The sequence below is a fragment of the Hyphomonas sp. genome, assembly GCF_013823385.1.
Classification (GTDB): domain Bacteria; phylum Pseudomonadota; class Alphaproteobacteria; order Caulobacterales; family Hyphomonadaceae; genus Hyphomonas.
Genome location: NZ_PNMA01000066.1, coordinates 1 through 6,948, shown reverse-complemented (window position 1 = coordinate 6,948; position 6,948 = coordinate 1). Strand labels below are relative to the sequence as shown.

Annotated in this window: 9 protein-coding genes; 2 read left to right on the top strand and 7 right to left on the bottom strand. The window is 61.3% G+C overall.

Features of this window, described 5'->3' with window-relative positions:
- A partial coding sequence (locus C0456_RS19215) for an MFS transporter (protein WP_291055796.1) occupies positions 1 to 533 on the bottom strand: 533 nt, incomplete at its 3' end.
- Entirely contained in the window at positions 530 to 1,300 is a 771-nt protein-coding gene (locus C0456_RS19210) for a hypothetical protein (RefSeq protein ID WP_156444012.1), read from the bottom strand. The genes C0456_RS19210 and C0456_RS19215, both read right to left, overlap by 4 nt.
- Before the next feature lie 121 nt (positions 1,301 to 1,421).
- Here C0456_RS19210 and C0456_RS19205 point away from each other — a divergent pair, with 121 nt between their 5' ends.
- Positions 1,422 to 2,237, top strand: coding sequence for an SDR family oxidoreductase (locus C0456_RS19205; RefSeq protein ID WP_291055789.1), 816 nt, complete (start codon positions 1,422 to 1,424; stop codon positions 2,235 to 2,237).
- A gap of 12 nt (positions 2,238 to 2,249) precedes the next feature.
- On the opposite strand, the gene C0456_RS19200 is transcribed toward C0456_RS19205, so the two are convergent.
- Complete coding sequence (locus C0456_RS19200; protein WP_291055786.1) at positions 2,250 to 2,789, bottom strand: VOC family protein; 540 nt, start codon at positions 2,787 to 2,789, stop codon at positions 2,250 to 2,252.
- Positions 2,779 to 3,444 carry a hypothetical protein gene (locus C0456_RS19195; RefSeq protein WP_291055783.1) on the bottom strand — a complete coding sequence of 222 codons (666 nt, stop codon included), beginning with the start codon at positions 3,442 to 3,444 and terminating at the stop codon, positions 2,779 to 2,781. Before C0456_RS19195 ends, C0456_RS19200 begins: the two co-directional genes overlap by 11 nt.
- A 95-nt stretch (positions 3,445 to 3,539) precedes the next feature.
- Here C0456_RS19195 and C0456_RS19190 point away from each other — a divergent pair, with 95 nt between their 5' ends.
- Positions 3,540 to 3,788, top strand: a complete 249-nt coding sequence (locus C0456_RS19190; RefSeq protein WP_291055781.1) for a hypothetical protein — start codon at positions 3,540 to 3,542, stop codon at positions 3,786 to 3,788.
- 239 nt (positions 3,789 to 4,027) lie between these two features.
- Here C0456_RS19190 and C0456_RS19185 read toward each other — a convergent pair whose 3' ends face one another.
- From C0456_RS19185 to C0456_RS19175, 3 genes are read right to left on the bottom strand one after another with little or no spacing between them, the layout of a single operon-like run.
- Entirely contained in the window at positions 4,028 to 4,804 is a 777-nt protein-coding gene (locus tag C0456_RS19185; RefSeq protein ID WP_291055779.1) for an SDR family oxidoreductase, read from the bottom strand.
- Complete coding sequence (locus tag C0456_RS19180) at positions 4,801 to 5,970, bottom strand: sulfotransferase (RefSeq protein ID WP_291055777.1); 1,170 nt, start codon at positions 5,968 to 5,970, stop codon at positions 4,801 to 4,803. Before C0456_RS19180 ends, C0456_RS19185 begins: the two co-directional genes overlap by 4 nt.
- On the bottom strand, positions 5,967 to 6,770 hold the full coding sequence (locus tag C0456_RS19175) for an SDR family NAD(P)-dependent oxidoreductase (RefSeq protein WP_082744225.1): 804 nt from the start codon (positions 6,768 to 6,770) through the stop codon (positions 5,967 to 5,969). The genes C0456_RS19180 and C0456_RS19175 overlap by 4 nt, the downstream gene beginning before the upstream one ends.
- Positions 6,771 to 6,948: the final 178 nt, after the last annotated feature.

Sequence of the window (6,948 nt, the reverse complement as noted above, 5' to 3'; positions counted from 1 at the left end):
AGGCCGATGCCGGGTGCCCCTGCCGCCACGAAAGCCCAACGCCAACCATAGGTTTGCGCGATCCAGCCCCCGGCCAGCACACCGATGGCACCGCCCACGGAAACGCCAACAGCGATCATCGAGAAAACCGTGGCACGCCGTTCGGGAGGGAAACGATCTGCAATCAGGGAGACGACTGGTGGCGTAAATCCCGCCTCACCCACACCCACGCCCATGCGCGCCAGCAGCAACTGGATATAGCCGGTCGCCGCACCGGAAAGAATGGTCATCAAGGACCATAGGGCGGTGGCGGTTGCCACGATGCCGATTCGGTTGACCCGCTCTGCCAGCCGCGCAAGCGGTATGCCGACGCCGCCGTAAAACAGCGCAAAGGCCGCTCCGCCCATGATGCCAAGCTGGAAATCGCTCAGGCCGAATTCCTGCCTTATCGACTCCCCGACCACGGCAATGATCATCCGGTCGATAAAGTTGAACGCGTAAATCGTGCCGAACAGGCTGATGAACCACCAGTCGCGGCCTGGAAATTGGCTCACAATGAGCTTTCCTGCCGCAGCTGCGCCATCTTGGCGATCACATGGATGGCAATCAGGCACATTGCCATCGTGGCAGTGCCAGCCAGCCACGTCATGAACGGCGACCAAGCCGAATTCAGTGCCAGCGAGACAGGTGCGGTGGTCGATCCCTGCGTTGCCGCGTAGGTGAAGCTCGGCAGGATCAGCAACCACAGCCGCTTACTACCCGAGAGGTAGGGCATGAGCTTGGCAAGCGCCGCGCCCAACACAAAGCCGCCGGTGGCATCGCAGAAGGAAAACCACCCGGGAGAGCCAAACAGATGGAAAGGCTGGTTGCCGGAGATGGCGCTGAGGTCCAGCCATTCACAAATCGATACAGCCAACCAGTCAACCGCTGCAGTGGCAGAGAACAGCTGCCAGATTCGCGCAGCCGATGCGCCGCGTTCTATCACACGCCAGACCAGATAGGCTGAGCCGCCGAAGAACCAAGCATAGCCTAGCGGCACATACCAAGGTATGGTCCGCTCATATCCGCGGATGAAGGCCAGCGGGTCTTCTGCCTGATACCAATAGAGCAGCGTGTTGTCGTAGACCGGCTCTATCATAATCGCGGAATGCGCAGTGCCAGCTAAAGCCAGCAGCAAGACCCAGCCGCCCAGTCGCCTTTCATGCCCCAGCGCCAACCACGCCAGGATGCCGACCATGATAATGCAGGTGCCGACCAGAAAGATCGTCCCCGCAGGCTGAGGTGCCGGCATTACCGGCATCGGCACGATCGTTGATGCCAACACACCCTCCCCAACATTTCTCAAAGTCAGATGGATGCCTGTGAAATACACGCAACCTGCCCCGCGACAGGTTGTGAGCCGGGCCCCTTGCAATCTATTGCTTCAAAATGAGGAGATTCCAATGACCGGACGGCTGGAAGGCAGGGTTGCAATTGTCACAGGTGCTGCAGGCGGTATCGGCGCGGCATCCGCGCGGCGGCTGGCTGCGGAAGGCTCCCGTGTGGTGCTGGGCGATATCGATGCCGATGCAGCTGCTGCCGCTGCACAGGACATCGAAGGCGCGCTGGCGCTACCGCTTGACCTGACGGACGAGAATTCCGTGCGCGAACTCGCCCAGCAGGTGGTCACTGATCTTGGCCGGATCGACATCCTGCACAACAACGCCGCGATCCAGAACGACGCGCAGCGTCAGGCAGACCTTGATGTAATGAATCTTGATGTGGCCGCGTGGGACAGGGCGATGGCTGTCAACGTGCGCGGGGCCATGCTGATGAGCAAATATGTCCTGCCCCACATGATCGAAGGCGGGCGTGGATCGATCATCCACAGCGCATCCGGCTTCGGCGTGCAGGGCGAATCCACGCTGACTGCCTATGGCTCTTCCAAGGCTGCGCTGATCCAGCTCAATCGCATGATCGCCACCCAGTATGGCAAGCTAGGCGTGCGTTCGAACTGCATGGTGATCGGTTTCGTGCTGACCTCGCTGGCGACCCAGTCAACCCCTCCTGTGGTGAAAGACATTCTCCTGTCGCACCATTTGACTCCGCGGCTTGGCGAGCCGGAAGATATTGCCAATCTCGTCGCTTTCCTCGCCAGCGACGAGAGCGAATTTATTACCGGTGCGGCAATCCCGATCGATGGCGGTGTGACTGCGCACCAGCCCAGCTATGCCGATTTCCAGAAAATGTTCGCGGAGATGGGAAGCGGCAAGCTGTAGGCCAATTGCCTGTCAGGCGAGGTCGGCCAGCCGATCCATGCCGCGCACGGGATCGGTCTTGCCGTCCCATGTAGCATGAGCCTTTTCCATGAGTAACAGGCTGCGCTGCATGGCTTCGGAAAGCTCCATCAGCTCTGTGTAATAGCCGTGCGCGGCGAAGGTATCGAACAGGCAGAACCGCTCGCCCGAAGGCATCATGCCGCTATAGGCGATCTTGAATCCTGCGGCTGATAGGCGTGCATGTGCCGCATCGAAATCGGCGCGAGGCATGATGTGGTGCAGTCCTTCGCCCCTTGCCTGTAAGAAATCCGCAAATGGCGATGCACCTTCGTTGGTCTGCTGCAAAAGTTCGATCAGAACGCCGCCAGAAAAGCCGAAACCTACCCGCATCGAAACTGCGGTCGGCTCTCCGTAATATAACTGACCGGGCATCACAGGAACGTCGAACACGAAGAATGGACCTGCCCCCAGATTACGTGTCCAGTGTGCCAACGCCTTGTCCAGGTCTTCAACCACATGACAAAGCTCGACGATCGAACCTTCAGGTTGCATCGGCCCATCCTTCCTCGCTGGTGCGCTGCGCAAAGGCCTGCGCGCGTGAGGCAATCTGGCGGCGACGGCCGGTCAGGTCGGTGGCCGGAATGCCTTCCGGCAATTCATTGATCGTCGTCAGGCGCACTTCGCGGATCATGCTGGCAAGGTCCGCATCGGCGGGCACACCTTGCCACCGGGTCAACATCCAGCCTTCGTGCAGGCCGCAGGTATCGATCCAGTTGGCAACACCCGGATCGGCCAGCGCCAGCACATATGTCACCGTGCCATCGGCGTTGGGCACCACCTGCCCCTTGTTGAGGCTGGCCAGGCGTAGCATGGGATCGGGCGCGATGGTCCAAGGATCGGTGATCTGGAAACCGGTGTAATAGCTGTCTGCCGGATCAAGCGTGACCAGCAGCGCCTCATTATCGCCAAGCGCGAAGCGGCCCCCGGCCAGATAACCCCAGTTCCCGTCGCGCCCGTTTGGCCCGACAAGCCGATTGGGTTCGGGAAAACCAAGGAAATCGTCCTTGAAGCCACGCCAGAAACGGACCCAAGCGGGCATGTCGGCGATAATTGTTGCGGCGATCTCGTCTTCGCTGCGTGCTTTCCAGTCCGCCGGTGGATCAAGGCGCTCGACGCTAACTCGGCGGGCAACTGGTTCCAGTCGCACTGGCTGTCACGGGTGTAGATCTGGATGCGGCCGGGCTGGGATTGCAGGTGCAGCGGCCCGCCCTCTTCCGGACCCACCGTAACCGAAACGCGGCCTTGGCTATCGCAATGCGGGCGCAAGTCCTGCAATGTCAGCGCACCGATGTTGTGGCCCAGACCGGCGTGGTGTTCCGGCTCCATCTCGATCACCACGCTGAACTGCGGCGGATCGGCGGAAAAGCGCAGATCGATGCGATAGTGGCCTTTCCCATCAATCGGGATTTCGCGGTTGAAATTGTCGGGATTGTCCACCGCCACGGCGGCACCGTGATAGACGTGGCCAAACCACCGGCGTGGCGGGTTTGATACGTTCCAGACCACGCGCGGATCGGCGGTATCACCATTCACCTCGCGCATGGCCAGCGCCAGCACCCATTGATCGAGTGCGCGATCAAGCGCCAGGTTACCATCCACCGTCGCGGCAGCAGGATCGCGCAGCATTCCGTGGCGCGCCTGTTCGCGCGCAGCCCGCACATCTGCCCGCTCGATCAGGCGCAGCGCCAGCTTCTCTGCCGCTTCCTGATCTGGCGTACAGAGCGGGTTGGTCATGCCACTGTTCCCACCCTTCCGCCTTCCACGAACACGGTGCTGCCTGTGGTATAACTGGAAGCATCGCTGGCCAGCAGGATGGCCGCGCCCACGGCTTCATCCGCAGCGCCGAACCGCTTGATTGCGTTGCGCTCTGCCAGGCCCAGTCCCTTGTGAATTTCGGCCTCCTGCCCATCGGGACTCATCGAGCCGACGCAAAGCGCATTTACCCGCGTGTGCGGCGCCAGCGCCTTGGCAAGCGAGCGGACGAGGAAAGCCAGCGCTGCCTTGCTGACTCCGTAGGCGACAGCAGGCGGGATCGGGGTGAAGCCACCGCAGCTTTGCACGGAAATGATCACGCCGTTGCCGTGTGCTTCCATCTCCTGTGCGGTCATCTCGGCCAAACGCCACGTGGCAAGGACATTCACATCCATCGCCGTCTTCCAAACCTCGTCCGTGTTGGCCCAGAGCCCGCCATCATGCGCGTAGACCACACCGGCGGCGGCATTGTTTAAGACGATATGTACCGGCCCGAATGTCTCGCGCGCCTTGGTTACAAGGTTTTCGAGATCGGCGCGCTCTCCCGCATCGGCGGCGACGGCCAGCGCGCGTCCGCCATCCAGCGCGTTGATCTCTTTCGCGATCCGGTCCAGACGGTCCTGCGAACGGGCCGAGATGACGACGTTCGCGCCCAGTTCGGCAAAGGCCTTGGCCACGTGCTCTCCCACGCCAGGGCCAACGCCAGTGAGAATGGCAGTGCGCCCGTCGAGGCGGAATCGATCCAGAACGCTCATCGTGGTCTCCCCAGAAGATTGCCGAAGCGGTCGTAATAATCGGCCATCCGCTCGCGCACCTTGGCCACGTCGATCCCGTATTGCTCCGGCGAATGCTTGTGCTTGCCTATCCGTTTGGCAGCCGGATTGTCGGTCAGAAAGTGGTCGATCAGGCGCGCGTGTTCTTCGGAAAAGGTCAGGCCGAACTTGTCGTAGATACGCGTTATGGCGCCCTTGGGGTCGGCCACCACGTCCTTGTGCGCGAGGTCGATGATCCGTTCGTCAATCGCCGGATCGGCGCGCGCGGCCAGCGCGCGGTTCATCGCGACAATCCATGTCTCCACCACGTCCCGCCCGATTGCCGCCTTGTCCTTGTCGCCGCCAAAAGCCGCTAGGAACCCGGCTATGAAGCTGGATAGGGAAGAGAAAGTCAGCGTCGGATCGCGGTGCGTCCACACCAACATGGCGCCGGGATAGGCCTTCAGCAGAGCCGGAAGATCAAACAGGTGCTGCGGCGATTTCAGCGTCCATCGCCCGCGCGGCCCCTTCCATTGGAAGTTCTGCAGCAGCCGCTTGTGCGAGATATACTGCCCCGGCGCATCACTGACGCGCAGCCAGTCCGCATAATCCGGCACGCCAAGTTCGGCGGGGAAATTGGTGCTGGCGAAGTGATATTGCATGCCGTGGTTGCACTCACCCGGCTGGGTGCAGTCGAACCGCTGGATATCAAGCAGTTGCGGCGCATGCTTGAGCCAGTTGTCATACATGGCGGTGACCTGCGCAATGCGCGGATCGCTGTTGAAAGTGGCAGCATCGGTTGGTGGCCAGGGAATGTACCATTCCCATTCGCGCGGAGCGCGCGCCTCGGGATCGAGGCACAGCAGATCGTAAGTAATGGTGGTGCCGGTGCGCGGCAGGCCGATCACGATCAGCGGATCACCCACGTCTTGCTGCGCTATCTCGGGATGATTGCGATCATCTTCGACAAAGCGCAGGCGCGTGGCGAGCTGACCGACGATATTCTGTGTCGCCAGGTGCCGCAGCTGGTCGTTCGGTCCCATCGCCTCGACCGCCGCAACCAGTCTTTCAAATCCCTCTCGCCAACCAGTATCCGGGCCGAAATCCGAAAGGCCCGTGGTAGCGCGCGCTGCTGCCTCCATCCCTGCAACGGTCAGCGGTTCGCTCATAATTGATGCTGCTCCATCATCGCCAGCAGATCGGCATAGTGCGGCTGGTGCGACAGGCCCCCGCCTGAGATCGATATGTTCTCACCTGTGATATAGCGGCTCTCCTCCGAAGCGAGGAAGGCGACCAGCGCCGCGATATCGTCTGGCGTGCCGAATTCAGGCGTCAGGATATGCCGCTGGATCACTTCCTTGAGGCCCGGCACCGTCGCTTCGAGTGCGGCGGTCAATACAACGCCGGGAGATACGGAATTGCAGCGAATATTCTGCTTGCCGTATTGGGTGGCGACATATTTCGACAAGGTGATGATGCCACCCTTGGATGCGCCATAGGCGACCCTGGCAAGGTCTCCTGCAACACCACTGTTCGATGCGGTGTTGATGATGGAGCCGCCACCGCGCGCGATCATCTGCGGGATCGCATACTTGCAGCCCAGCAGGTAACCGCGCAGGTTGATATCGATGACCTCGTCCCAGATCTCGATCGGGATATCGACCGGCGTTGTGTCGAGCGGATGCTTGGCCGGATCGGTCATCGCAGCATTGTTGTGCAGGATGTCCAGACCGCCAAAATGGTCGACCGTGGCCTGCACCATCGCCTCTATCGAAGCAGGGTCGGCAGCATCGAACTGAACCGCCAGCGCAGCATCGCCCAGCGGATCGGCAGCGGCCTTCGCGCTGTCGTCGAACACATCGGCAATGGCGACCTTGCCGCCTTCTGAGACGATGCGGCGCGCTACGGCTGATCCGATCCCTCCGCCCCCGCCGGTGACGATGGCAATCTTTCCTTCCAGCCTGCGCATGCGCTTATCCTCCGGTGAAAGTCTTGTTGAATTCTACGAAGCCGATCAGGCGAGCCTTTCGATCTGCCTCTACCTGCGGCTGCTTTTCCGCGCCCGGTCCATCGGGAATGATCTGGATCGGCTCCCCCGCCAGCAACCCGGCTAGCGCGTTGTGCGTAACGTCAGCCGGATCGAAGGT

Coding starts and splice junctions, on each gene's coding strand:
- C0456_RS19205 (WP_291055789.1), top strand. CDS start 1,422: ATGACCGGACGGCTGGAAGGCAGGGTTGCAATTGTCACAGGTGCTGCA.
- C0456_RS19200 (WP_291055786.1), bottom strand. CDS start 2,789: ATGCAACCTGAAGGTTCGATCGTCGAGCTTTGTCATGTGGTTGAAGAC.
- C0456_RS19185 (WP_291055779.1), bottom strand. CDS start 4,804: ATGAGCGTTCTGGATCGATTCCGCCTCGACGGGCGCACTGCCATTCTC.
- C0456_RS19180 (WP_291055777.1), bottom strand. CDS start 5,970: ATGAGCGAACCGCTGACCGTTGCAGGGATGGAGGCAGCAGCGCGCGCT.
- C0456_RS19175 (WP_082744225.1), bottom strand. CDS start 6,770: ATGCGCAGGCTGGAAGGAAAGATTGCCATCGTCACCGGCGGGGGCGGA.